This window comes from Streptosporangium nanhuense, assembly GCF_059358815.1.
In genome coordinates this window covers 248,852-272,186 of the sequence record NZ_JCADBG010000001.1, presented here as the reverse complement: position 1 = coordinate 272,186, position 23,335 = coordinate 248,852, and the positions used below count along the sequence as shown (strand labels likewise).

20 protein-coding genes are annotated in these 23,335 nt (G+C 71.8%); 10 read left to right on the top strand and 10 right to left on the bottom strand.

Annotation, left to right across the window (positions count from 1 at the left end; all coding sequences use genetic code 11):
- The first annotated feature begins 138 nt into the window (after window positions 1-138).
- A complete protein-coding gene (locus AC5L38_RS01110; protein WP_495240827.1) occupies window positions 139-1,026 on the top strand; it encodes a polysaccharide deacetylase family protein in 888 nt (295 codons plus the stop codon).
- Between the two features lie 86 nt (window positions 1,027-1,112).
- Here AC5L38_RS01110 and AC5L38_RS01105 read toward each other — a convergent pair whose 3' ends face one another.
- A complete protein-coding gene (locus AC5L38_RS01105) occupies window positions 1,113-1,634 on the bottom strand; it encodes a hypothetical protein (RefSeq protein ID WP_495240826.1) in 522 nt (173 codons plus the stop codon).
- 683 nt (window positions 1,635-2,317) lie between these two features.
- Here AC5L38_RS01105 and AC5L38_RS01100 point away from each other — a divergent pair.
- Window positions 2,318-3,766: a cytochrome ubiquinol oxidase subunit I gene (locus AC5L38_RS01100; RefSeq protein WP_495240825.1), complete on the top strand. Its 1,449-nt coding sequence runs from the start codon at window positions 2,318-2,320 to the stop codon at window positions 3,764-3,766.
- Between the two features lie 11 nt (window positions 3,767-3,777).
- Window positions 3,778-4,719: a cytochrome d ubiquinol oxidase subunit II gene (gene cydB, locus AC5L38_RS01095; RefSeq protein ID WP_495240824.1), complete on the top strand. Its 942-nt coding sequence runs from the start codon at window positions 3,778-3,780 to the stop codon at window positions 4,717-4,719.
- A gap of 24 nt (window positions 4,720-4,743) precedes the next feature.
- Here cydB and AC5L38_RS01090 read toward each other — a convergent pair whose 3' ends face one another.
- Window positions 4,744-6,366 carry an LLM class flavin-dependent oxidoreductase gene (locus tag AC5L38_RS01090; RefSeq protein ID WP_495240823.1) on the bottom strand — a complete coding sequence of 541 codons (1,623 nt, stop codon included), beginning with the start codon at window positions 6,364-6,366 and terminating at the stop codon, window positions 4,744-4,746.
- Window positions 6,367-6,517: 151 nt separating this feature from the next.
- On the opposite strand from AC5L38_RS01090, the gene AC5L38_RS01085 reads away from it, so the two are divergent.
- Window positions 6,518-7,063: a MarR family winged helix-turn-helix transcriptional regulator gene (locus tag AC5L38_RS01085; RefSeq protein WP_495240822.1), complete on the top strand. Its 546-nt coding sequence runs from the start codon at window positions 6,518-6,520 to the stop codon at window positions 7,061-7,063.
- A 150-nt stretch (window positions 7,064-7,213) separates the two neighbouring features.
- Here AC5L38_RS01085 and AC5L38_RS01080 read toward each other — a convergent pair whose 3' ends face one another.
- On the bottom strand, window positions 7,214-7,792 hold the full coding sequence (locus AC5L38_RS01080) for a TetR/AcrR family transcriptional regulator (RefSeq protein ID WP_495240821.1): 579 nt from the start codon (window positions 7,790-7,792) through the stop codon (window positions 7,214-7,216).
- A gap of 88 nt (window positions 7,793-7,880) precedes the next feature.
- Here AC5L38_RS01080 and AC5L38_RS01075 point away from each other — a divergent pair, with 88 nt between their 5' ends.
- From AC5L38_RS01075 to AC5L38_RS01065, 3 genes are all read left to right on the top strand, one after another.
- The gene (locus AC5L38_RS01075) at window positions 7,881-8,597 is read left to right on the top strand and encodes an SDR family oxidoreductase (RefSeq protein WP_495240820.1); all 717 of its coding nucleotides are present in this window, start codon (window positions 7,881-7,883) and stop codon (window positions 8,595-8,597) included.
- 63 nt (window positions 8,598-8,660) lie between these two features.
- Complete coding sequence (locus AC5L38_RS01070) at window positions 8,661-9,548, top strand: LLM class flavin-dependent oxidoreductase (protein ID WP_495240819.1); 888 nt, start codon at window positions 8,661-8,663, stop codon at window positions 9,546-9,548.
- A gap of 197 nt (window positions 9,549-9,745) precedes the next feature.
- Window positions 9,746-10,465, top strand: a complete 720-nt coding sequence (locus tag AC5L38_RS01065) for a polyamine aminopropyltransferase (protein WP_495240818.1) — start codon at window positions 9,746-9,748, stop codon at window positions 10,463-10,465.
- 39 nt (window positions 10,466-10,504) lie between these two features.
- Here the strand turns inward: AC5L38_RS01065 and AC5L38_RS01060 are convergent, their stop codons facing one another.
- The gene (locus AC5L38_RS01060; protein ID WP_495240817.1) at window positions 10,505-10,924 is read right to left on the bottom strand and encodes a PPOX class F420-dependent oxidoreductase; all 420 of its coding nucleotides are present in this window, start codon (window positions 10,922-10,924) and stop codon (window positions 10,505-10,507) included.
- 438 nt (window positions 10,925-11,362) lie between these two features.
- Here AC5L38_RS01060 and AC5L38_RS01055 point away from each other — a divergent pair, with 438 nt between their 5' ends.
- Both AC5L38_RS01055 and AC5L38_RS01050 read left to right on the top strand, forming a co-directional pair.
- On the top strand, window positions 11,363-14,800 hold the full coding sequence (locus AC5L38_RS01055; RefSeq protein WP_495240816.1) for a serine/threonine-protein kinase: 3,438 nt from the start codon (window positions 11,363-11,365) through the stop codon (window positions 14,798-14,800).
- 24 nt (window positions 14,801-14,824) lie between these two features.
- Complete coding sequence (locus AC5L38_RS01050) at window positions 14,825-15,733, top strand: hypothetical protein (RefSeq protein ID WP_495240815.1); 909 nt, start codon at window positions 14,825-14,827, stop codon at window positions 15,731-15,733.
- A 164-nt stretch (window positions 15,734-15,897) separates the two neighbouring features.
- On the opposite strand, the gene AC5L38_RS01045 is transcribed toward AC5L38_RS01050, so the two are convergent.
- From AC5L38_RS01045 to AC5L38_RS01020, 6 genes are read right to left on the bottom strand one after another with little or no spacing between them, the layout of a single operon-like run.
- Window positions 15,898-17,103, bottom strand: coding sequence for a purine-cytosine permease family protein (locus tag AC5L38_RS01045; protein WP_495240814.1), 1,206 nt, complete (start codon window positions 17,101-17,103; stop codon window positions 15,898-15,900).
- Window positions 17,100-18,080: an ABC transporter ATP-binding protein gene (locus AC5L38_RS01040; protein WP_495240813.1), complete on the bottom strand. Its 981-nt coding sequence runs from the start codon at window positions 18,078-18,080 to the stop codon at window positions 17,100-17,102. Before AC5L38_RS01040 ends, AC5L38_RS01045 begins: the two co-directional genes overlap by 4 nt.
- A gap of 10 nt (window positions 18,081-18,090) precedes the next feature.
- Window positions 18,091-18,897, bottom strand: coding sequence for an ABC transporter ATP-binding protein (locus tag AC5L38_RS01035; RefSeq protein ID WP_495240812.1), 807 nt, complete (start codon window positions 18,895-18,897; stop codon window positions 18,091-18,093).
- Window positions 18,894-19,925, bottom strand: coding sequence for a branched-chain amino acid ABC transporter permease (locus tag AC5L38_RS01030; protein WP_495240811.1), 1,032 nt, complete (start codon window positions 19,923-19,925; stop codon window positions 18,894-18,896). The genes AC5L38_RS01035 and AC5L38_RS01030 overlap by 4 nt, the downstream gene beginning before the upstream one ends.
- Complete coding sequence (locus AC5L38_RS01025) at window positions 19,909-20,796, bottom strand: branched-chain amino acid ABC transporter permease (protein WP_495240810.1); 888 nt, start codon at window positions 20,794-20,796, stop codon at window positions 19,909-19,911. The genes AC5L38_RS01030 and AC5L38_RS01025 overlap by 17 nt, the downstream gene beginning before the upstream one ends.
- 4 nt (window positions 20,797-20,800) lie before the next feature.
- Window positions 20,801-21,994: an amino acid ABC transporter substrate-binding protein gene (locus AC5L38_RS01020; protein ID WP_495240809.1), complete on the bottom strand. Its 1,194-nt coding sequence runs from the start codon at window positions 21,992-21,994 to the stop codon at window positions 20,801-20,803.
- Between the two features lie 154 nt (window positions 21,995-22,148).
- Between AC5L38_RS01020 and AC5L38_RS01015 the strand changes: the two genes are divergently transcribed.
- Window positions 22,149-23,207 (top strand): LacI family DNA-binding transcriptional regulator, encoded by a 1,059-nt coding sequence (locus AC5L38_RS01015; RefSeq protein WP_495240808.1) that lies wholly within the window; start codon window positions 22,149-22,151, stop codon window positions 23,205-23,207.
- Window positions 23,208-23,335 lie beyond the last annotated feature (128 nt).

Below are 23,335 nucleotides of genomic sequence, written 5' to 3'. Positions count from 1 at the left end.
CCCAGGTTGTGGTAGTGCTGACCCTACCCCGGCAGATGCCACGATTCAGGAATAATCGCAAGACAGCCACCGTCTCACCCCTCTTGTCCATCTCGGCCCGCTAGGTCGGACTCCCGGCTGCTGGCAGGATGGTCGCCCATGGCATCGGGGACATGTTGGACGATCAGGACAGCGGCGGCGACGGCTCTGATGGTGAGCGCCGGGTGCGCCACGGGCCTCGACGGTGGAGCGGGCCGGGCCGGTGACGGCGCCACCCCCGCGCCGGGCGCCTCCAGCGCGTCGAAGGCCCCCTCGGGCGCGGGTGACCGGGCGGCGAGGCCGGCCGGACCTCCCGGGGTGACGCCCCGGCCGGGCGAGGTGGGCAGGTTCCCCCGCCCCGGCGACGGCCTGCCCCCGGTGATCAGCTCCATCCCCACCAGGCGGAAGGTCGTCTTCCTCACCATCGACGACGGCTGGGAGCAGGACCCCGGCTTCGTGGCGCAGGTGCGCGACCAGCGGATCCCGGTGGCGGCCTTCGTCACCCGCGACGCCGTGGAGGCCAGGGGCGCGGCCGACCCGACCGCCCAGGGCGGCGAATTCCTGGGCGCGGGCAAGTGGAGGTACGTGCGCGACCTGCGCGACGCGGGGGCGACGATCGAGAACCACACGCTCACCCACCCGAACCTCCCCACGCTCGGCTACGAGGGCCAGAAGGCCGAGATCTGCGGCATCTCCAAGCTGATCCGCAGGCACACCGGCACCGCGCCCACCCTGTTCCGCCCGCCGTTCGGCAACCACAACACCCTGACCCGCAGGGCGGCCAAGGCCTGCGGCATCGACGCGCTCCTGCTCTGGACCGCGACCGTGCAGCCGGGCGGGAAGATCGCCTACCAGGTGCCCGACAAGAAGCTCCGCCCCGGCGACATCCTGCTGCTGCACTTCCGCCCCAACCTCGCGCGCGACTTCAGGATCCTCGTCGCGAAGATCAAGCGCCGGGGCTTCGAGATCGGCAACCTCGACGCCTACCTCAGGACGGCGACCCGCTGACGCGATGACCGGCCCGCCCCTCCGAACACCGGGCAGCCGGACGGCCCGCCCCCTGTGCGGGGGGCGGGCCGTCCGGGGATATGTGGTCACTCACTCTCGGCGGTGTAGAGGTACTCCCAGTCGCCGCACCGGGTGGGGTAGGAGCTGTGCTGGCCGATCTGGCAGACCTTGACGCGGACGCTGTCGACCTTGTGCTTGCTGAAGGCGAAGTGCTTGGCGCCGCCGGCGCCGCAGTAGGTGTAGGACTTGCCGTCGTACCACTGGTTGCCGCCGTCGCCGAAGTGGTGGACCGCGAACTTCACGTAGGCGCACTTGCCGCCCTGCTTGTACGTGCGGTGGTCGAGGTCGTACAGCTTGCCCTTGACGTCGACCCGGTTCCGCTTCTGCTGGTGGTCCCACTCGACACCGATCCAGCCGCGGCTCTTGGCCCGGTGGTTGGACGAGAAGTAGGACCCCCAGTTCTCGCTGTAGTCGTAGCCGTAGCCGGTCGCGGCGGTGGCCGCCGCCGGGGCCGCCGTGGTCGCGGCGTGCGCGGTGGCGGGCGCGGCGAGCGCGATCGCGCCGAGGGCGGCCGCGGCGAGCAGGCCGGTGGTGATGCGCTTGATCATGGTTTCTCCCCTTGTCTCCCCGAACCGGCCCTTGCCGATTTCCCCCTGGAGTGACTCATTTGTAGAGGGAGCGGCTTGCAGACCCCCATACCGCTCCTTACGGAGCGCTTGCGAGCCGTTTGCAGTGACTTGACCCGGTCGCCCGGCAGGTCCGGGGGCCGGACGGGAGCCGGACGGGAAGTCGTACGGGAGCCGGACGGGAGCCGGACGGGAAGTCGTACGGGAGCCGGACGGGAGCCGGACGGGAAGTCGTACGGGAGAGGAAAGGGGTGACGGCGGGTCCGCCGCCCGGCGTACCCGGAAATCACTCCGGAGACGGACGCCCGGGAAGGGTGCCCGGACCACCATGGAGTCACGCCCCGGGGGAAGGCGGGCGCGGGGGGCGCCCGGCGCGACGGACGGGTGTCCTTCGGGAGGGGCATCCGGGGAGGGATCCTCGGACGCCCCTTCGGGAGGGGGCCTCCGGACGGGGATCCCCGGTGGCGTGCGGGAGAGCCGGCGCCGCGGGCCACGGAAGACGATCTCGGTCCGGCGGAGAGGTGCGGTCTCCCACCGGGCCGTGTGACGAAGATCGCAGTAGCTCGCGGCGCCCCTCCCACCCATTGCTCTACAAGTCGTAGTACTACTAGAAGTAGAACTACAGGCCGTAGAGCACAAGGCCCGCGAAGGGAACGCGAGGGACGATGGACGCGCTAGACCTGGCCCGGTGGCAGTTCGGGGTGACCACCGTGTACCACTTCCTGTTCGTGCCCCTGACGATCGGTCTCGGCGTCTTCGTGGCCGGGCTGCAGACCGCGTGGCACCGCACCGGCAAGGAGCACTACCTGCGGCTCACGAAGTTCTTCGGGAAGCTCTTCCTGATCAACTTCGCGATGGGCGTGGTGACCGGCATCGTGCAGGAGTTCCAGTTCGGCATGAACTGGAGCGAGTACTCGATCTTCGTGGGCGACGTCTTCGGCGCCCCGCTGGCGCTGGAGGCATTGCTCGCGTTCTTCCTGGAGTCGACCTTCATCGGCCTGTGGATCTTCGGCTGGGACCGGCTTCCCAAGCGCGTCCACCTGGCCACCATCTGGGCCGCGGTCATCGGGTCCAACCTCTCGGCGTACTTCATCCTCGCCGCCAACGCCTGGATGAAGCACCCGGTCGGGTACGAGGTGGTCGACGGCAAGGCCAGGATGACGGACCTGTGGGCGGTGCTCACCAACTCCACCGCGCTCGCCCAGGTGCCCCACGTGATCGCGGGGGCCTTCGTCGTGGCGGGCGGCTTCGTGCTGGCGGTCTGCGGCTACCACCTCCTGCGCGAACGCCGCGCCAGTGGGACCGGCAAGAGCAGCGGGACCGGCGGCGCGAGCATCTGGCGGACCCCGATGCGGGCCGCGCTGCTGATGACGGCGATCGCCGGGGCCCTGGTCGCGGGCAGCGGCGACATGTCGGCCAAGCTGCTGTACGAGCAGCAGCCCATGAAGCTCGCCGCGGCCGAGGGCCTCAGGCACGACACCGCCGGCGCGCCGTTCTCCCCCGTCCCCGGGCTGGAGGTGCCCATGCTGCTCAGCTTCCTGGCCACCGACGACCCGAACGCCGTGGTCCAGGGCACCGAGGACCTGCAGGCCCGGTACGAGGAGCGGTTCGGCCCCGGCGACTACCGCCCCAACCTGCCGGTGGTCTTCTGGTCCTTCCGCGTGATGATCGTCTTCGGCCTGTCCACGGTGGGCCTGTCGGTGCTCGGCCTCTGGCTGACCCGCCGCAGGCGCCGTGGCACCCTCCGTACCCCACGTGAGGTCCCCGCCTGGTTCGCCAGGATCTGCGTGCTCGCGCTGCCGCTGCCGACCATCGCGATGATCTCCGGCTGGCTGCTCAGCGAGATCGGCCGCCAGCCGTGGACCGTCCAGGGCGAGCTGCTCACGGCCGCGAGCGTCTCGCCCGGCGTCAGCCTGGCCGAGGTCGCCGTCTCGCTCGCGGTCTTCACCGCGCTGTACGGCGTGCTCGCGCTGGCCGAGGCGGTACTGCTCACGCGCCACGTCAAGGCGGGCCCCGAGCCCGTCGCCCCCGCCGCTCCCCGCACGCCGCCCTCCCGCGACGGCGACGGCCACGAGAGCGCGGACCCCCGGCTCCAGCCGACCCTCATGTACTGAAGGCGACGACGATGGAACTCACCACCTTCTGGTTCGCGGTCATCGCGTTCCTGTGGACCGGCTACTTCGTGCTGGAGGGCTTCGACTTCGGCGTGGGCATGCTGGCACCGGCACTGGCCGGGAACGAGGCCGAACGCAAGCAGGTCCTGGGCACGATCGGCCCGGTCTGGGACGGCAACGAGGTCTGGCTGATCACCGCGGTCGGCGCCATGTTCGCCGCCTTCCCCGCCTGGTACGCCGGGCTGCTCAGCGAGTTCTACCTGCCGATCGTGCTGGTCCTCGTCGGGCTGATCGTGCGCGGCGTCGGCCTGGAGTGGCGCGGCAAGGTCCGGCACGCCTCCGACCGCGCCTGGTGCGACCTGGGCGTGCTGGTCGGCAGCGCGCTGCCCGCGTTCCTGTGGGGCGCCGTCTTCGCCGACCTGCTGCGGGGCAGCGCGACGGCCGCCCTGGTCGGCGGGGTGTTCTCGCTGTCGGTGTGCGTGCTGCACGGGGCGGTGTTCGTCGCGCTCAAGACCACCGGGCCGGTGCGCGCCCGCGCCAGGCGCGCCGCGATGATCGCCTCCGCGGTGGCGCTGCCCGCCGCCGTGGCGGCCCTGTCGCACATCCCCGTCGCGGGTACGGCGGTCGGCGCCTGGTCGGCGGCCCCCTGGCTGTGGGCGGGCGCGCTCGCCTCGATGGCCGCCCTGGCCGCGGCGGTCGCGCTGACCTGGCGCGGCCGGGAGGGCTGGGCGTTCGCCGCCACGGCCTCGTCCATCGCGCTGGGCTCGGCCGCCCTGTTCGGCGCCCTGTGGCCCGCCCCGCTCCCCGGCCTCACCGTCGCCGAGGCCGCCTCCGGCCCGTACACGCTGGGGGTGCTGACCTGGATCGGCCTGATCGCGCTGCCGTTCGTGCTCGGCTACCAGGCCTGGTCGTACTGGGTCTTCCGCAGGCGCCTGGTCGCCGAGGTCTCCTGAGAACGCCGGCCGCCTCGCCGCCCGTCAGTGCGCGCCCAGCCGGGCGAGCGGCTCGACGAGCTCCCTCTCCTCGTAGGACAGGTGCGACAGGAGCGAGTCGGTCAGCAGGTCCATGGCGGCCCGCAGGGCCTTGTGGCCGTCAGGTTCGGAGACGAAGGCGACCAGTGCCCGGTCGACGCCTTCGAGGACCTCGTGGATGACGTGGTGCTCCTGCTCCAGGCGGTCGACGACGGGCTTCAGCCTGGGGTCCGCGCGGCGCAGGTGAGGGAAGAGGCTCTGGTCCTCGATGGTGTGGTGGGTCGTGACGACCCGGCAGTAGGACTCGCAGTACACGCCGACCGTCCAGTTGTTCTGGCGCATCGTCATCGTGTTGATGTGCGAGCGCGCGATGCCGGGATCCATCGCTCCGGCGGTGACCTCCTCGACGAGCCGCCGGATCTCGGCCAGTTCCTGGCGGAGGTGGTCGTGGACGTCGATGAGGTGGCGTCCGGACGCCTGCTCCTTCGGGGTGTAGGTGCGGGCCGGGTCGGGGGCCGGGCCGGTGGGACGGGCGCTCTCGTCCCACACCCGGACCTCGGAGAGCCGGACCCCGTCGTCCGGGGTCGGCGTGACCCCCAGCGCGGGGATCCCGCCCCCGGTGCGGGCGGGCTCGACGGCGTCCGGCGAGGTGGCCGGTGAGGTGACTACCGAGGCGCTCCGCGCGTCGGTCCCCGTACCCGCCTCTACCGCCCGGGACGGGTCCTCGGTGGCGCGCGCGCTCGCGGCGCGCTCGGCCTCCACCAGCTCGCGTACGCCGGGGACGACCTCGGCGGCGAAACGCCGGATGTCGTCGGGGTCGTCGCTCGCGAGGATGTAGGCGCTCATCCCCTGCTCCAGGGTGAGCTCGGCGAGCTGCTCGACCCAGACGCTCGCCGGTCCCCGCAGGAAGGAGTCGCCGGAGCCGGTGAAGGTCCCGGCGATGTTGTACAGGCGCCGGACGTCGGCCGGTGAGCGCCCCGCGCCGAGAGCGGCCTCGTCGATGATCGCGTTCATGGCCGGGAGCTCGTCCAGGGCGGCGTAGGCGTTGCTGGGCAGCCAGCCGTCCGCGAGCCGCCCGGTCAGGCCGAGCATGCGCTTCTTGTAGGCCCCCAGCCAGATGCCGACGTCGTGAACGGGTGCCGGACCGGGGTGCGCCCCCCAGACGCGGTGGTGGCGGCCGTCCACCCGCACGGCTCCGCCCTCCTCCGCCCAGATGGCCCTGATGACCTGGATGCCCTCCTCCAGCGCGTCGACCCCCTGGGCGGCGGTCAGCCTGGGGCCGCCGATGGCGGCGATGGCGTCCCGGAAGCCGCCCGCGCCGAGCCCGAGCTCGACGCGGCCACCGCTGAGGATGTCCAGGGTCGCCACGCTGCGGGCGAGCACCGCGGGCGGGCGCAGGGGCAGGTTCGCCACGTTCGGCGACACCCGCACCGTCGAGGTGACGGCCGCGATCACCGACAGCAGCGTCCACGTGTCCAGGAACCGTGCCTGGTACGGATGGTCCTGCACGGTCACCAGGTCCAGACCGGCCTGGTCGGTGAGCCTTGCGAGCGCGACGACCCTCTCGGCCTGGTCGGCCGCCGGGGTCAGGAAGGTCCCGAACAGCAGCTCGTGCCCGTAGTCGGCCATGTCTCTCCTCGGTGCGTCATCTCGGATACCCGGATGCCAGGACGTGCGAACGCGTGGCGCCGCGACAGTGCGGCAGGACAGATCGTATGCAAAGCAGATGAATTGTCAAACAGAAGGTCTTTCAGGCGGCCGATCCTGGTAATCTCGGGACATGCCCGTCACCCCACGTTCCGGCGCCGAGACCCCGGACGCCCTGGACACCGACCTGGGCTGGACGCTCGGAGTGGTCTTCCGCTCCTATGTCAGGACCGCGAACGCGCTGGTCAACCACCTCCCCGGCGGCCCGCGCGGCTACCAGGTGCTCGTCGCCGCGGTCCAGGGGCTCCCCGGCGGCCAGGGCGCGCTGGCGCAGCGCCTCGGCGTCGACAAGACGGTCATGACCTACCTGCTCGACGACCTGGAGAAGGCCGGCCTGGTCGAGCGCCGCCCCGATCCCGCCGACCGGCGCAACAAGCGCGTCGTCGCCACCGAGCTGGGCAGGGAGACCTGGACCGACACCCAGTCCCGGCTCGAACACGCCGAGGAGCACGTGCTGGCCCCGCTGGACCCTGCCGACCGCCCGGTGTTCAGGGAGCTGCTGCGGAAGCTGGCCGTCCGCGCCAACAGCCTGGACCCCGAGCACGACACCTGCCGGCTCGTCGAGGAGCTCGACCCCGACGGCGTCCCTCCCAAACCGCGGCGCTCGGCGCGCGGCTGAGCGCCCGGCCTCCGGCGCCTGACGGGCCCGACCGGCCTATCGGCCCGACCGGCCCGACCGGCCCGGCCGATTGACCGGTTCAACCGGCCTGAACGGTTCAACCGACCCGACCAGCCCGACCGGTTCGACCGGTTCGACCGGTTCGACGACCTAGCCGGCGCGCAGCCCGCTGGCGTCCATCAGCACCGACGCGGTGGTGACGGCCAGTCCCTCCACCCCGCCCCCCCGCACCACCGCGCGGGCGGCCAGCCCGTCGAACACGACCGTCAGCTGGTTCGCCAGCGTCTCGGGGTCGTCCGCGCCGCCGAGCGCGGCCTGCCGCGCGAAGAAGTCGGTCAGCGCCTGCTTGTGCGCGCGGGCCACCAGGGCCGCCGGGTGGGCCGGGTCCTTGAGCTCGGTGGCGGTGCCGACGAACGGGCAGCCCCGGAAGCCCGGATCTCCGGCCAGCGCCTCCAGCCGCTCGAAGACGTGCACGATCCGCTCACGCGGGCCCAGCGTGGCCGCCTCACCCGGGAAGTAGTCCGCGAGGATGTCCGCCCCGGACAGCGCCAGGCTCTCCGCGACCAGCTCGTCCTTGGTCTCGAAGAGCTGGTACATCGACCGCTTCGAGACCCCGGCCGCCCGGCAGAGCCGCTCGACACCGGTCGCGGTGATGCCCTCCCGGTAGAAGAGGTCCGCCGCGGCGCGCAGCAACCGGTCGCGAGGGGTGGCCTTCAGGATCGTGCTCACCCTTGAAGGGTACCTTCCGATTTGGCGTTGGAAACCGATCGGTTTACCATGACGGAAACCGATCGGTTTCCAACGCATGGAGGCTCACATGAAGGTCCAAGACGCCGTGGTGCTCGTCACCGGCGGTAACCGCGGAGTCGGGAAGGCCCTGGTCGAGGAGGCCCTGGCACGCGGCGCGCGCAAGGTGTACGCCGCCGCCCGGGACACGAGGACCGTCTCCACCCCGAACGCCGTACCCCTGGAACTGGACGTCACCGACCCCGAGTCGGTCGCCGCCGCCGCCGGGCGGGCCTCCGACGTGAGCATCCTGATCAACAACGCCGGCGTGGACCTCGGCATCGGCGACATCCTCACCCACGACCTCGACGACGTCCGCCGCGAGTACGAGGTGAACTTCTTCGGCCCGCTGCGGCTCATGCGCGCCTTCGCCCCGATCATCATCGGCAACGGCGGCGGTCACATCCAGAACGTCAACTCGGCCCTGGGCCTCCTCGTCGCGCCCGGTTTCGGGTCGTACACCTCGTACGCGTCGACCAAGGCCGCGCTGCTGATGGCGACCAACGGCCTGCGCGACACGCTCCCCGCACGGGGTGTGGAGCTGTCCAGCCTCCACATGGGCTTCACCGACACCGACATCCTGCGGGACCCGGCCGTGCAGAAGAACCCGGCCTCCGAGATCGCACGGAAGGCGTTCGACGGCATCGAGGCCGGAGCGGCGGAGATCCTCGCGGACCCGGTCAGCGTGCAGGTCAAGGCGGCGGCCGCCCTGGACCCCGCGCAGATCTTCTCCCCGGCCGCCGCCTGAGGCGTTCCCCGGCGCCCGCCGCGGATTGACCTCAAGAAGACTTGAGGTTGAAGGATGACCTCCATGGACATCGGAGTGATCCTGCCCTCCCTCGCCGTGCAACGGGAGCAGCGGCTCGACCTGGGCACCGCCGCGCGGCACGCGGAGCGGGCGGGACTGGACGGCGTCTGGCACGGCGACCACCTGGCCACCGGGGCCGCCTCGCTGGACTGCGCCGTGGCGCTGGCCGTCGCGGCGGGGGCGACGACGCGGATCCGGATCGGGGCGAGCGTGTTCGTCCCGGCGATCCGTCCCCTGGCGTGGGTTTCCAAGCAGATCGCGAGCCTCCAGCACGTCTCGGGCGGGCGGCTGGTGCTGGGCGTCGGGTCCGGCGGCGGCGCCGGGCAGTGGGCGGCGGCCGGGGTGCCGTACGGCGAGCGCGGCAGGCGGACCGACACCGCGCTGGAACTGCTCCCGCGCCTGCTGGCCGGGGAGAGCGTCACGCTGGTGGACGAGGCGGCGGAGGTACGGCTCGAACCGGCCGTGACGCCCCCGCCGATCTGGGTCGGCAACGCGTCGGCGGTGGCCGTGCGGCGGGCGGCCCGGCACGGGGACGGCTGGTTCCCCTCGATGGTCCCCCCGGCGGCGGTCGCCTCGGGAAGGACCGTGCTGATCGAGCTCGCCGCCGCCCGCGGACGCCCGGAGCCGGTCGTCGCCGTCGGCGCCACCGGCGTCCTCGGCTCGGCCCCGGGCCTGCCCACCCGCGCCTCCATCGCCTCGGGCGTCACCGGGTACGGCATCCCGCTGGAGGAGGCGATGGAACTGCCCGTCACCGGGGAGCCCGCACGGGCGGCCGAACGGCTGGCCGCCTACCGCGAGGCCGGGGCGCGTCACGTGGTCCTGGGGTTCGCCGGAGGCGACTGGCGCGAGCAGTGCGACCTGCTGGCCGAGGTCCGCGCCCTCCTGTCCTGACCGCCGGAGCGCCCCGGCACCCGCCTTTCCTCCGAAAGCAGGCCCTCGAAAACAGGCCCTCCTCGCGAGAAGGCCCGTGACGGCACGCGTCACCCGCGGGAGGTGTCCCGCCGCCAGGATAGATTCGGGTCAGGCATCACCGGGGCCGACCCGGGCACCGGCCCGGCCGCCTCCCTCGCAATGGACGGACGGCTGCGATGAGCGCGCGTTTCGAGGAGATCGACTGGCGTCCGACGCCGATCGGCGCCATCAGCCTGCGGCGCAGGCGCGAGCCCTCGCTCGGCGTCGACGTCTACGAGATCAAGCTCGACGACGACTTCCTCATGTCGAGCCTGTTCACGGTGGCCGAGATCGAGCTCGCCCGGCTCGGGCTGGCGGCGCTGCCGGGCACGGACCTCGACGTCGCCGTGGGCGGGCTCGGGCTCGGATACACCGCCCAGGCTGTGCTGGAGGACTCCCGCGTGCGCTCGCTCGTCGTGATCGACACGCTCGGCGAGGTGATCGAGTGGCATCGGCGGGAGGTGCTGCCGGTCGGGGCCCGGCTGATGGCGGATCCCCGCTGCCGCCTGGTGCACGGTGACTTCTTCGCGATGGTCGCCGCCGGCCCGGGTCTCGACCCCGAGATCCCGGACCGGCGCTTCCACGCCGTCCTGGTGGACATCGACCACACGCCGCGCCACGTGCTGCACCCGAGCCACGCCGCCCTCTACACCCCCGAGGGCCTGCGCGGGCTCGCCGGGCGCCTCCATCCGGGCGGCGTCTTCGCCCTGTGGTCGGACGACCCGCCGGACCCGGACTTCGGCGCCGTGCTCGCGGAGGTCTTCGCGACCTCGCGGGCGCACGTCGTCACCTTCCCCAACCCCCTGCGGGGCGGCGAGTCGGCCAACACCGTCTACGTCGCGACGACCGCCACCTGACGCCCCGGTACCCGGCCGCCCGGCGGGCGGGCGTGGGCGTCAGCCGGGCTGGTCGCTGTCCTTGTGCGCGCCCCAGCCGTGCCAGCACTCGACCTCGATCCAGGCGCTGACCCGGCTGCGGTTCCGATCCGGATACTCCTTCCCGAGATACTGGCGGGCCAGCCGGTCGATGTCGGTCAGGTCCCTGTCCTCGCGCATCTCGGCGACACGCCCGACGATGCTGACGTGGGTGTACCAGTCCTTCTCGTCGAGCACGGTGAGGGAGACCCGGGGGTCGTCGCGCAGGTGCTCCAGGCGCTTGCGGCCCTCGTCCATGTTGACCAGGATCCGGCCGTCGTCCCAGAGATACCAGGTGGCCGTGGACACCGGCTGGCCGTCGGGCCGGAGCGTGGTGATGACGGCGTGGTTCGGCTTCTTGAGCATGGCGACTGCTTCCTCGGGAAGCGGCGGCTTCGACATGATCGCTCCTCTTCGCCTCGGCGTCCCCTGTGGTGAAGGCGGCGCGTGCGGTTCACGAGATGTCCTTCCACGGTGTCACATCCCGGATGGTGACAGCCCGGCGACCCTACGTAAGTGCCCGCCGCGTCTCCCGCGTCCGCTCCGGATCGGTCCGGCAGCGGGGTCCGGAGGCCGGGACGCCCGTCCCGGGGAGAAGCCGGCCGCCGACATCGAGCGGTTGCGGCCGCGCCTGCCCGAGGGCCGCCGCCCGCGCGCGTGACCTCCGGCACCGCTCGCCCCTGTAGTGCTCTCACCACATCACCGGTGCTCAATACCGCCTGACCGCAACGGAACGTGGAACGCCACCTTTGCGGACCACCCGACCGAATCGGTTCCCAGGTCGGGGCGGGGAGTTCACTATCAGGGGATTGGCGTCGAACTACCGGCTGGAGGAGCCCTATGCCGACGACGCCGCTCGTCCCGGGGGATCCGCAGCAGCTCGGTGAGTACTGGCTGGCCGGGCGACTGGGCGCGGGCGGGCAGGGAGTCGTGTACGAGGCCTACGACCCCACAGGCCGTCGGGTGGCGATCAAGGTGCTCCGGGCCGACTTCAGTGGCCGGTCCGCCCTGCGGGAGAGGTTCGCCAAGGAGCTCGCCGCGGCGCGCAGGGTGGCGGCGTTCTGCACGGCCAGGGTGATCACCGCGGAGCTCGACGGGACGCAGCCGTACATCGTCAGCGAGTACGTGGAGGGGCCCAGCCTGCGGGAAGCCGTCAAGCTGCTGGGCGGATACGGCCCCGACCAGCTGTACCGCCTGGCGACCGGGATCGCGACGGCGCTGACCGTCATCCATCGGGCGGGCGTGGTGCACCGGGACCTGACCCCGAACAACGTCCTGCTGAGCCAGGACGGCCTGCGAGTGATCGATTTCGGCATCGCCCGCATCCAGGACGTGACCGCCTCGACCGCCGGACGCCCCGTCGGCACCCCGGCGTTCATGGCCCCGGAACGCCTGAGCGGTGAGAACGGCGAGGCGGCCGTGGACATGTGGGCCTGGGGCGCGGTGCTGCTGTTCGCCGCGACAGGGCGCCCTCCCTTCCGCGGCGACAACCCGGCGGCGATCGCACACCGCGTGCTGAGCGGCGAGCCGGACTTCTCCGTGCTGAAGGAACCGCTCCGCGCTCTCGTCGTGGCCGCGATGGCGAAGGACCCGCGGGACCGCCCGGACGCCCGGACGGTGCTGCTCGCCCTCGTCGGCGGGCCGGGCGGGCCGGGAGACCCGCTGGCGGAGGGCAGCCTCATGTCCAGGGGTTTCCACCGGCCCCCGGGGCAGTCCGAGCCCTCGCTGGTGGAGCGGGCCGAGCGGGTCTACAGCCGCCTGCTTCCCGCCGACCAGCCCGTCGTACCCCGGATCCTCCTCCGCCTGGTACTGCCCGGCGAGACCGCCGACAGCGCGCTCAGGAAGGCGAACACCCGCGACGTCCTCGACGGCACCATCCCCCGGCCGACGGTGGAGCGGGTGCTGTCGGGATTCGCCCGGGAGGAACTGCTCGTTCACGACGGGCGGACCATCGCCCTGGCCAGTGCCGCCCTATTGCGCGCCTGGCCGCGCATGCGGGAGTGGATCGACACCGACCGGGAGGGGTTGCGCGTTCACAGCCTGCTCGACGAGGCCGTCAAGCTCTGGGAGGCCAATGGCCGCAAGCCCGGCGACCTCTACCGGGGCACCGCCCTGGAGAAAGCGTCGCGCTGGGCGGAGACCGGGCACCTGCTCACCCTCAACCTGCTGGAACGGGACTTCCTCAAGGCTTCGGCGGCCCTGGCGCGGATCCAGGCCAGACGGCGCAACCGGGTCGTCGGAGCCATCGCCGGCCTGCTGTCCGTCGCGCTCCTCGCCGGGGGGATCGCGGTGATCCAGAACACCCGGCGCCGCGACGTCGCGGCGGCCGGGCAGGCACTCGACCAGGCGGAGGCCCGCAGGACCACCGACCCGGTCACGGCGATGCTGCTGAGCGTCGCCGCCTGGGAGCTGTCGCCCTCGGCGCAGGCGAGGGCGGCGCTCCACAGCTCGCTGACGCGGCGGGAGCGGAACGTGCTCCAGGAGCCGTCGGCCACCGGGAACGCCCAGCACGACCTCAGCGGCGACGGCGGGACGCTGGTCGTCGTGGACCGGGGACGGGCGACCCTCTGGGACGTGACCGCGCGCCGCGTCGTCAAGGTCATCGGCGGCGTGACCGGCAGGGTGCGGACGATCGCCCTCAGTCCGGACGGGAAACGGCTCGCCGTCGCGGGGGAGCGGGACATACGGCTGTGGGACGTACGGACGGGAAGGCGTCTCGACGCGTTCGGCGGGCCGGCCCACCGGCTTCGCTTCAGTCCCGGCCGGAACCTGTTGTTCGCCTTCACCCTCGACGGCCGGAGCCAGATATGGGACCTCACGGCCCTGGTCCCGATCATGGACGAGCCCCTGGACCCGCTCGACGTCGAGTTCTCGCCCGACGAGGCCCTGGCGGCACTGACGTTCACCGACGGGCACTACGAGCTGTGGGACAGGCAGCGCGGGCGGTTCCTCCGCAGGCCGGGAGACCTCGTCGCCTTCGGGCCCGGCGGCGGGACCCTCGCGGTGAGCCAGGACGGCGACATCCGGATCTGGGACCTGGTCGCGGAGCGGTGGCGCGGGAAACGGATGGGCGGCGACCGGACGGAACGGCTGAGCCTCAGTCCCGAGGGCGGCTACCTGGCCGCCTACGACGGGAAGGACATCGTCCTGTGGTCACCGGATCACGAGGAGATCCTGAGTTACCCGGCGGGCCCGGTGGAAGGCGATTTGAAGTTCGGCCCGGGGAATCGCACGCTCGGCTATCTGGGGCCCAGCGGGGCGGTGACCGTACTGGACATCGCCGATCTGACCCGTCCCGGACCGTTCGCCACCGGGGTGGAGGCGGGAGCGTTCGCCCCGGACGCACGCCTGGTGGCCGTGCGACGGCGCGGGATCGAACTGTGGGACGTGAAGAGCCGGACCAGGGTCGCGGCCCTGGGGGGCCCGGCCTCGCCACCGGTCGCCCTGGCGTTCGGCGCCGACGGCCGCACGCTGGCCGTGGCGACGTCCTACCCGGCGCGGGTGGCCCTGTGGGACGTCGCCACGGCGAGGCGGAAACGGACGCTGACCGTGAGAGGCGCCGAGGAGATCGACGGGCTCGCCTTCCACGACGACGGCCGCACGCTGCTGATCTCCCCGCTCAGCCCTCAGGACGGCAGGATGAACGCTCAGCTCTGGGACTCCGAGAGGGGAAGACGGACCGGCGATCTCGGCCACGTCGGGGGCTGGACGATGGCCTTTCGCCCCGGCGGCGACACGGTCGCGATCAACGGGCTGGACAGCGCCGTCGTGCGGATCTCACCGAGAAAGATCACGTCCAAGCCGTTCGGCGCCGCCCCCGACGGGGTCCGCGCGCTCGGCTTCAGCCCGGACGGCAAGATCGTCGTCACCGGGTACGCGGAGGAGGGCGTGCACCTGTGGGACGCGGCCGGCCTGCGGCGGATCGCACGCCTGCCGCTGGTGCGGGGAGAGTTCGAAGAGATCAACGTGGCCGCGTTCAGCCCGGACGGCCGGACCCTCGCCGTCGCCGGCCGCAGCGGCGCGATCTGGCTCTGGGACCTCGACGGGCCGACGCCTCTCGGCTGGCCGTCCTCCCGGCACGCGGGCCACGTCCTCGCTCTCGCCTTCAGCCCGGACGGCGACACGCTGCACAGCCTCGGCCAGGACGGGACCCTGCGGGAGCATCCGCTGGATCCCGGGCACCTTGTCGCCGCGGTCTGCGCCAGGGCCGCCGGCACCCTGTCCCAGCACGACTGGGAGGCCCTCATCCCCGGTGCGCCGTACCGGGAGATCTGCTGAACCACCACAGGAAAGGACGGTCCGATGCAGGAGAACGTCAACATCGATCCCGACCCGGTCATCGTGGGCGACGACCGGGTCGAGGTCACCTTCGAGCTCGCGGCTCCCGAAGAGACGGCGGTGAGTGGTCTGCTGCGGCGCCCGGACGGCACGGTGGCGGGGCTCGAATTCAACCGCCAGCCATCGCCCTGCAACTGGGGGACGCGGCATTTCCTCGGCCCGGACGGCCCGTTCGGCGTCTGGAAGATCGAGGTGACGACCGAGGAGGGGCCCGTCACCCAGGAGTTCCACGTCGAGAAGCGGGGGGTGCGACCGGAGAGCCGTTTCCCCGAATTCGACGTCCAGCCGCGGGTGGTTGAGGAGGACGATGACGGCCAGGTGACCGTCACCGGGCTCCTGGAGATCGCCGAACACCCGGAGAGAGCGGAGAGATGGGAGCCGTTCCCCGGCCAGACCGTCCAGATCCAGTTCCGCGAGGAGGACTCGTGTGCCTGGCGGCATGTCACCGACGTGCTGACGGGCGACCGGGGTGAGTTCGCGGTGCGCGCCACGGCGGAGGGGTCCGGCGAATGGCGCGCGGCGTACGCGAGTTCGGATCGCGCGAGCGGCTCCAAGAGCAGGTCCGTGCGAACGTGCAAGGTCAGAAGCACCAAGATAGAACCTTACTCAATAACCAGGGACGGTGAAGTTCTCAAGCACACCGGCCGGCTGATCGCAATAAGAAGGTCGGACGACACGAAAGACAACCACCCTCAAAATAGGGCGATCAAAGCTTATTTGAATGGAAAAGATGCCAATAGGGGAGACATGAACGCCGACCAAAAAGGAAATTTTTTCTTCACAACAAATGTAAAGGCAGGAAAGTGGACGGTTAAATTCGCCGGGGATCCCTGTTACAAGAAATCGCAAAAAAGCAGGAGATGGCCAACCTGACAGCTGAGAACCGGTGCCGGTGATCGCGCGGATTCTCCTCGCCCCGGCTCCGGGATGACACTCGGCCCGTACAGAAGGCGGGCATGTCTCCCGGCACCGGCGGCAAGTCCGGCGGTGTGGATGTCATCGCCGGGCTCGACGGGCGGGCCGGGCCCCGCTCCGGGTCAGGAAGGAGACAAGGGCCCGCGCCTGAAGGCGTTGAGCGTGGTGGCGGTGAGGGCGAGGGCGAGGCCGATGACGGGGGCGGCGGGGACGCCGAGGAGGGCCAGGGCGGTGGCCGTGACACCGGCGGGGACCCACATCCAGGCGGGGATCACGCGAGGTGTGCCGCCCCGGCGGCGGCGCCAGGCCTCGGCGGCCATCGGGACGACGAGCGGGGGCAGGGCGGCGGCCAGCGCCGAGAGCCAGGGCAGGAGATAGAGGTCGAACCGCAGGACGGCCAGCAGCGTGCCGGGGACGGCGACGGCGAGGACGGCCGCGGTCCTGGACAGCCCCGGCACGACCGACCTGACGGCCAGGGCGCCGGAGTAGGTGGTGGTCAGGCTGGGGGCGAAGACCGCCGCGGTGACGAAGAGGTTGCCGAACGCCGCGATGTCACCGGTGCCCGCCAGCGTCGCGACCACGTCGGGCGAGCCGGTGCGCAACCACACCCCGGCCCCGGCCAGGGTGGCCAGCGACGCGGGGACGACCAGCAGCGCCACGCACACCAGCAGGTCCCGCCGCCCGGCGAGGCCGTGGCTGAAGTCCGGTGCCCGCAGCGCGAAGACGGCGACGTACCCGACCAGGACCGACACGTCCGGCAGGATGCCGCGGACGTCGGCGGTGACCGGCAGCACGGGCGGGCTCAGCCTGACCACGCACACCGCCACCAGCGCGAGCGCCGCCAGCGTGGTGACGACCGCGATCCGGTTGCCTGCCCGGCCGGAGGCGTAGGAGGCGGCCAGGACTGCGGCGGCCAGCAGCACCGCGCCCACCGGTCCCGGCAGGGAGGTCACAGTGCCGAGCGAGGCGCCGCCCAGCCCCACGTTGAAGCCGTTCCAGCCGATCATGGCCAGGGTGAGCAGGACGCCCACCGCGGTGCGGGCGGCCGGGGAGAGGTAGGTGGGCGCGACGTCCGTCAGCGTGCCGCCCTCGGTGCGGGACGAGCCCAGGCCCAGCATGCCCTGGCCGTACAGGAGCGCGGCCATGAGCGCGGCGCCGAGCAGGACGGCGACGATCGGCACCGCGCCGCCGTGGCGGTCGGCCATCGCCGCCCCCATGGTGAGGGTCGCCGGCGCGGCGCCCAGCCCGAGCCAGGCCCCGGCCGCCCCGGTCCAGCGGCGACCGGACCGGCCCGGGGACGACGGGACCGGCGGGGAGGACGACGTCATGCCGGGGTGGTGTCGGCCTTGACCGGCGTCCCCCCTGCCGCGCCCCCCGGCGTTCCAGGCGGGCCCTCCGCACTCCCCGGTGTCCCGGTCGGGCCTTTCGCACCCTCCGGCGTCCCGGTCGGGCCTTTCGCACCCTCCGGCGTTCCCGGCGAACCCTCCGCACTCCCCGGTGTCCCGGTCGGGCCCTGCGGCGTCCCTTCCCCGTCCCCCGGTGTCCCGGCCGGGCCGGTGGCCGGTTTCCTGGCGGCGCTGCCGCCGAGGTAGAGGGCTCCCAGGCGGGGGTCCTCGACCAGTTCCGCGGCCGGTCCGGAGATGTGCACCCGGCCTAGGTCCAGCACGCAGCCGATGTCGGCCATCTCCAGGGCGCGGCGGGCGTTCTGCTCGACCAGCAGGACGGCGACCCCGGTCCGGCGCATCAGGTCGATCTGCTCGAAGACGGTCGAGGTCGTCTTGGGGTCCAGGCCCATCGACGGCTCGTCCAGCAGGATCACCTCGGGCTCCAGCATGAGCGCGCGGGCGAACTCCACCTGTTTCTGCTGGCCGCCGGAGAGCAGGCCCGCGATGCTCGTCCAGCGCTCGCCGACCACCGGGAAGATCTCCTTGACCTCCTCGACGCGCCGTTTGAGCCGAGCCTTGTCCCGGACGGTGTAGCCGCCCAGACGCACGTTCTCCTCGACCGTCATCTCGCGGAACACGCTGTGCCCCTGGAGCACGTGGGCCATCCCCCGGCCCAGGAGGTCTTGGGGCGAGGCGCCGGTGACGTCCCGTCCGCCGAGCAGCACCGAGCCCGAGCGCGGGGCGAGCAGCCCGCTGGCCACCTTGAGCACCGTCGACTTGCCCGCCCCGTTCGGCCCGACCAGGCAGACCACCTCGCCCTCGCGGACCGTGACCGACAGCCCGCGCAGCACCAGCGCCGCCCTGCCGTACCCGGCCTCGACGTCGCGCAGTTCGAGCACGGTCTCCTTCGCAGCAGGCATTCCAGACACGTCAGACACCGAGGTAGGCCTCCAGCACTCGGGGGTCGTTCTGCACGACCGCCGGGGGGCCCGCGGCGATGGGGGCGCCGCGGTCGAAGACGATCACGTGGTCGCACATCCCCATGACCATGTCCATGTTGTGCTCGACGACGAGGAACGTCCGTCCCTCCTGGTTGAGCTCGCGGACGAGGGTGATGATCCGCTCGATCAGCGCCGGGTTGACCCCTCCGGCGGGCTCGTCGAGCAGCACCAGCTCGGGGTCGCCCATGAAGACGGCCGCGAGCTCCAGCAGCTTCTGCTGCCCGTACGAGAGGTTGCGCGCCTCGGCCCGCTCCAGGTGGTCGATGCCGACCCGGCGCAGCCAGTGGCGGGCCCGCTCGACCTCCCCCCTGTCGTGGCTGCCGGCCAGCAGCTCGCGCAGGCGGGTACGGCGCACCGCCACCAGCATGTTCTCCAGCACGGTCATCCGGGGGAAGACCCGGCAGAGCTGGAAGGTGCGCCCCAGCCCGGCGTGCGCGATGCGGTGCGGCGAGTAGCGGGTGATCTCCCTGTCCCCGTAGAGGGTCCGCCCGGAGTCGGGCCGGATCATCCCGGTGACCAGGTTGAAGAAGGTCGTCTTGCCGGAGCCGTTCGGCCCGATCAATCCGTTGATCTTGCCGTGCACCAGCTCGACCGTCGCGCCGTTCACCGCGGTCACGCCGCCGAACGCCTTGGTCAGGCCCTCGGTGCGCAGCGAGGTGCCCGGTGAGGTACGCGGTGAGGCGCCCGGTGACGTGTTCGGTGAGGTGCTCGGCGGCGTGTTCGGTGACGTGCTCATCGGACCGCCTCCTGCATCTCCGCCCGCTGCGCGGCGGTCTCCTCGCGGATCGAGGCCTCCGGGGGTTTTCTCAGCCGCAGCAGCCTCGCGGCGGCCGGGATGATCCCCTCGGGCATGAACAGGACCACGAGCACCAGCAGCAGGCCGGTCGCGGTCAGGTGGATCTGCGACTCGCCGAGCGCGACCAGGAAGTACTCCCCGGCGGGGGCCACGATGAGCGCGCCGAGCAGCGGGCCGAACAGGTAGCGGACCCCGCCGAGCAGGCTCATCAGCACCATGTAGGAGCCGATCAGGATCGAGAAGACGAAGATCGGGTCGAGGCTGCGGAACCAGACGGCGTACAGGCCGCCGGCCAGGGCCACGAACAGCGCCGACAGCCCGTAGGCGGCGACCTTGAACGCGACCGTCGGCACGCCGAGCGACTCGGCCTTGTCCTCGTCCTCGCGGATGGCCCGCAGGCCGCTGCCGAACCGGGAGCGGTCGACGAACCACCAGGTCAGCAGGGCCAGGACGAGCAGGAGTAGGAAGATGTAGAAGAACACCAGGTGCGTCTCGCCGCGGTTGAGCTCGCGGAACTGAGCGGGCACCCGCAGGCCGGTGGAGCCACCGGTCAGCGACCGCCAGCCCTGGACCAGCAGGTTCATCATGGAGACCAGGGCAATGGAGACGATCACGAAGGAGGCCCCGCGCACCCGGACCGCCGCGATGCCGACCAGCACGGCGAACAGCGAGACCACGACGGCCGAGGCCAGCAGCGCGAGGACCCAGTTCCACTCGGCCCGGGTGATCAGCAGGCCGGTGCCGTACGCGCCGAGCCCGAAGAACGCCGAGTGGCCGAGGGAGACGTACCCGGTGAACCCGCCGAGCAGGTTCCACGAGGTGGCCATCACCGCGTACATCACGGTGAGCACGCCGGCGTAGAGGAGGTAGGTGTTGGGCGCCAGCCACGGGTAGGCCAGGGTGAGGAGCGCCCCGAGCGCCAGCAACCCGGCCTTCGTCCGGGAGCCCGCCTTAGAACCGTTGCGCAAGGCGACCTCCGAAGAACCCCTGGGGACGCACGACGAGGGTCAGGAAGAGGAAGACGTAGAACATCATCGTGGCCCAGGTGGCGTCGACGGTGACCAGCACCAGGCTCTCGATGACGCCGAGCATGAGCGCGGCGGCCGCAGCCCCCTGCACGCTGCCCAGGCCGCCGACGACGATGATCGCCATCAGCTTGCCGATCCAGGCCCAGTGCGCGGCCGGGAAGAACGGCGTGATCAGGGCGAGCACGGCGCCGCCGACCGCCGCGGTGGCCAGGCCCAGCCCGAAGCCGTACCCGGTGACCCGGTCGGTCCTGATGCCCACCAGCCGGGCGGCCTGCGGGTGCTGGATGGTCGCGCGCAGGGACTGGCCGAAGCGGGTCATCCGCAGCACCACGAAGAGCAGGCCGAGCGTGAGCGCGGCGACGCCGAAGGCGATGATGCGGTCGTAGGGCAGGCGGACCGCGCCGAGCGACAGCGACTGGGTGGCGTACTCCATGCTGATCGACCGGTAGGAACCGGTGTAGACGGTGCCGAGCACGCCCTCGATGATCAGGGCCATGCCGAAGGTGAGCAGCACCGACATCATCGCCATCGTGTCGGAGGCGAGCCTGGAGATCAGCAGCCGCTGGATCGCCACGCCCGCCGCGAAGAACAGCGGGACGGTGATCGGGATGGTGAGCAGCGGGTCGAGCCCGAGGCGGGCGTTGAGCGTGTAGGTGAGGTAGGCGGCGACGATGAGGAACGCCGGGTGGGCGACCATCACCACGCGCATGACCCCGAAGTACAGCGACAGGCCCGAGGAGAGCAGGGCGTACAGGCCGCCGGTCAGCACGCCCAGGGCGAGTCCCTGCAGCAGGAGGGAGCCCGAGGGCATCAGGTCACCAGTCCTTCTTGGGGAAGACCAGCTTGGTGTTCTGCGCCTTGGAGCCCTCGGGCAGCACGATCTGGACCTTGCCGTCCACGTACTGCTGGATCATGTGCGCGGCCTCGGGACGGCCCTTGTCGTCGAAGGAGAGCGGGCCGACGATCGTGTCGAACGTGCCCGCGCGGATGTGGTCCGCGAGCTTCGTCTGGCACGCCTCGGTCGGGTCGACGCAGCCGACAGCCTTGACGGCGGCCTGCACGATCTGGCCCACGGTGTAGCCGTTGGCCGCGTCCTCGTTGGCCTCGCCCTTGAACATCTCCTTGTAGCGCTTGACGAAGGCGTCGTTGCCGGGGAAGCCGGAGGTGAGCGACCAGCCCACGGGCGACAGGATGCCCTCGACCGCGCCGCCGACCGCCTCGGGGAACTCCTGCAGGGTGGGACCGGTGGAGAAGGCCGCGAGCTTGGGCTGGGCGCCCAGTTCCTGAAGGGCTCGGACCAGGCCGACGGAGTCCTCGAACTGGGTGCCGCCGACCACGATGTCCGGCTTGGCGTTGGCGATCCGGGCGGCGATGGGGGCGAAGTCGGTGGTCTCCGGCGGGTAGACCTCGTCGGCCACGGTCTTGATCCCGCCCGCGACGAGCTTGTCGCGCAGGCCGTAGGCGGTGCCCTGGGCGAACGGGTCGTCCAGGGAGGCGTACGCCGCGGTCTTGGGCCGCTTGTCGGCCGGGAGCGCCAGGATGTACTCGGCCAGGTAGTTGTAGTGGTCGCTCGCGATGGCCGGGGCGGCGTAGAACAGGTTCTTGAACCCCTGCTCGAAGACCTCCTTGGCGGCGCCCGCGGGCTCGACGAACAGCATGTCGTAGGACTCGGCGACCTCTGCGGCGGGGATCACCAGGCGGGTCGAGAACGGGCCGAACACCAGGTTGACCTTGTCCTGGGTGATGAGCGACTCGTAGTCGGAGACGACACGGTTGGGGTCGGAGGCGTCGTCCCGGAAGATCAGCTCGACCTTCCTGCCGAGAAGGCCGCCGGCCGCGTTGACCTGGTCGGCCCAGACCTCGTACCCCTCCCGCACACCCTTGCCCGGTTCGGAGAAATCACCGGTCAGCGGCAGGGAGATGCCGACCTTGACCGGACCGGTGCCACCGCTCTCGGCGGCCGGCTCGTCACCGATGCCACCGCAGGCGGAAAGGCCTAGACTGCACATCGCTACCAAAGCAAGGCTTCTGAGGGCGAGGGGAGCCCTTACCATGTCGAACCCTCCAGAGCATGGATCGGTTTCGTCTTCGAAAGCGCTTTCGTAAGCGCTTTCGGTTACCATGGCACGCATTACAGCGACGTGACAAGGGGTGACTTCGCCAATGGAAGAGCGTCCGGCCATCCCGCGTCTGGTGGACGTCGCGCGAGCCGCGGGGGTCTCGCTCGCGACCGCCTCCCGCGCGATGACCGGGAGCAGCGGGGTCAGCTCCACGCTCGCGGCGCACGTCCAGGCGGTCGCGGCCCAGGTCGGCTACGTCCCTAACAGCCACGCCAGGGCCCTCGCCGGCGGGCAGGCCTCCATGATCGGGCTGATCGTCCACGACGTCGGCGACCCCTACTTCGCCGAGATCGCCCGGGGCGTGCTGCGCGAGACCGAGAGCCGCGGCTACATGGCCATGATCAGCCAGACCGAGCGCGACCCGCGCTCCGAGCTGGCGCGCATCCGCACGCTGCGGGCCCACCGGGTCACCTCGATCGTCCTGGCGGGCTCGGGGTACGTCGAGGCGGACACCGAGGTCGACACCGCCGCCGAGCTGGCCTCCTTCAGCTCGGCGGGAGGCCGCGTGGCGGTGATAGGCCGCCACCACCTGCCGGTCGACGCGGTGCTGCCCGACAACCGCGACGGCGCGGAGACGATCATGCGCCACCTGCTGGACCTCGGCCACCGCGACATCGGCGTCGTCGGCGGCCCGGCCAACCTCACCACGGTGGAGGACCGGCTCACCGGCCTGCGCGGCGCCGCCGAGGCACGCGGGCTGAGCTGGGGGGCGATCCCCGTCGTGCACGGCGACTTCACCCGCGAGGGCGGCGCGTCCTCGACCGCGCGGCTGATGCGCGGGCACCCGGAGCTGACCGCGGTCATCGCGCTCAACGACCCGATGGCCGTCGGCGCGCTGTCCTGGCTGCTGCACGACGGTCGGCTGATCCCCGGCGAGGTCTCGATCGCGGGCTTCGACGACATCCCGGTGGCCGCCGACGTCTACCCGGGCCTGACCACGATCCGCCTGCCGATGATCGGCATGGGCCGTCAGGCGCTCGAACTCGTCCTCAAGCCTCCCGCCGCCCGCCCCCGGCGCCGGCGCACCGGCCACGAGCTGGTCGTCCGCGCCTCCACCGGCCCAGTCCCGGCCAGATCCGGAACGGCCCACCTCACCCGCTGAGCCCTCCGGCCTGCCCGAGCCTCTCCGAGCCCGTCGAGCCCGCGCCGAACCCGTTCCGCGCAGTCCTTCCGCACAGCCCTTCCGCCGCACAGTCCGGCGATCGCGACTGTTGACATCCCGATCTTCAG